2 protein-coding genes are annotated in these 1909 nt (G+C 60.3%); both read right to left on the reverse strand.

Features of this window, described 5'->3' with window-relative positions; genetic code table 11:
• Positions 1-10 precede the first annotated feature (10 nt).
• Positions 11-1156, reverse strand: a complete 1146-nt coding sequence (locus NTW95_12845) for a saccharopine dehydrogenase family protein (GenBank protein MCX6558297.1) — start codon at positions 1154-1156, stop codon at positions 11-13.
• Between the two features lie 171 nt (positions 1157-1327).
• The coding region (locus NTW95_12850; GenBank protein MCX6558298.1) for a DUF350 domain-containing protein at positions 1328-1909 on the reverse strand (582 nt) is incomplete at its 5' end.

Consider the following 1909-nt stretch of genomic DNA (forward strand, 5'->3'; position numbering starts at 1 on the left):
TACCGTAAACCTAAATCTTTTCAATCCTGTGTTTGTACACCACTCCCCTGTCGGCGAGCTCTTTCAGCATGAACTCCACGCACTCGGGCTGCTCGCCGATGAACTCGGGGGCGATGATCCCCCGGCGCTTGAACAGGCCGCGGCCGAGCATGCGCACGGCAGCGGTGGCCGTGTAACCGGTGGTGCGGGCCATGGAGTGGACGTTGCTGGCGGCATCGAAGCGGTCGAGCAGGTCGTAGACATAGCGCAGCCTGTCGCCTCCCTTCTCCCCTTCCACCAGCACCTGCATGACGGTGATGTCGGTCTCGCCCGGCTGCAGCTTCCAGATCGGAAAAAGCAGCTTGGCCGTCAGGTCGAGCGGGCGGATGCGCATGCCGTGGACCTCGACCGGCTCCTGGCTGAAGAAGCCGGTTTCGCGCAGGACGGCGATCTTTTCGATGTGGCCGGGATAGCGCAGGGTTTTCTCCTTCATGTTGGGGATGTCCAGGGTGCGCACCAGGGTGCGCAGGCCGTCGCTGTTGAAGGCGACCAGGGAGCTGACGCCGGGGACGTTCAGGTACTCGGCGTCGGACAGGGCGGGGCGCACCACCAGCTTGCCGTTCTCCATGTAGCGCGCCGGACGGATGTATTCCTCGATCACGTCGCTGGGCGAAAAGACGGCCTTGTACTCATAGGGCCAGATGCGCGTCTCGGGGAGACCGCCGACGTAGATCAGGGCCGAATGGGTCTTGTCCAGCAGATGGTGCACGTGGCCGACCAGGATGTTGCTCATCCCCGGGGCCACCCCGCAGTCGACGATGGCGGTCACCCCGTTTTTTTGCGCCAGTTCATCGAGCAGGAAGGGATCCTCGGGGAAAAAGGCGATGTCGACCACATCCTTGCCGGCCTCGATCACCGCTTTCAGAGTCTGGAAGCCCAGAAATCCCGGGACGGCGTTAAGCACCATGTCGTGCCCTGAAACCAGCTCCTTCACCTTGGCCGCGTCGGACAGGTCGACCTGGATTGTTTTTACCGACTTGCCGGCGGCGCACTTGCGCAGCGAATCGGAACTGATGTCAACGACGCTGACAGCGAACGACGCGTCCCCGGCCAGGTCGATGGCAATGGGGGCGCCGATCAGGCCCGAGCCCAGGACGATTATTTTCTTTTGCTTCATGTTTATTCTCCTTGGATTTTCATTTTGGGGGAATGGTTTAAATGCTAAGAGGACAGGGAGAAAAGGGGATCAAAGGCCGCTGAAACGGTTGAGAAAAGCAACCGTAAGGCAATGGTGCTTGTTTGTCGTCATCAAGACATTGTAATCCAGGAATAACGCATTGTAAATAGGCTATTTCATGATCTGGATCCGGCCCATGGCCGGCTGCGGCACCAGGGCCTTGGAGAGGGCGCTGACCCCTTCGCCGACGTAGAACGCCGCCACCAGCACCACCGCTGAAAGGATCAAGCCCATGGCGATGTTTCCCTTCTGCAGCTCCTTGCCCGGCGTGATGCGGCGGGCCAGGCGGCCGAACAGGCGCAGGGTCAGCGAGATGGTGAACAACGCCAGGATCATCGACATGACCAGGTGGCCGACGACCAGCAGCAGCAGCTCCCAGAGGGGCAAGCCGCTCTGCATCGGGGCCGAGAGCTGCAGGCGCACCATGCCGACCACGGCCGTGAGCCCTTTTTCCAGTATGATGGAGGCGGAGATGAGGATGGTGGCCATCAGCAGGCCCACGGCAACGTTGCCGTTCTTGATCTCGCTTTCCATGTCGAAATCGGGGTTGGCGCGGATGAACAGCCGGTAGGTCAGGTAGATCACCAGCCCCGACATCACCACCAGCAGGGCGAATTCAAAAAGACTGATCAACAGACGGGTCACAAACATGTCGCCTCCTTTCAAATCCAGCTGCGCTGGATAAGTACCTTT

The organism is Candidatus Aminicenantes bacterium, assembly GCA_026393795.1.
Taxonomy (GTDB): domain Bacteria; phylum Acidobacteriota; class Aminicenantia; order UBA2199; family UBA2199; genus UBA2199.

Excerpts from the sequence above, each read along its gene's own strand:
- NTW95_12845 (MCX6558297.1), bottom strand. The coding sequence starts at position 1,156 with ATGAAGCAAAAGAAAATAATCGTCCTGGGCTCGGGCCTGATCGGCGCC.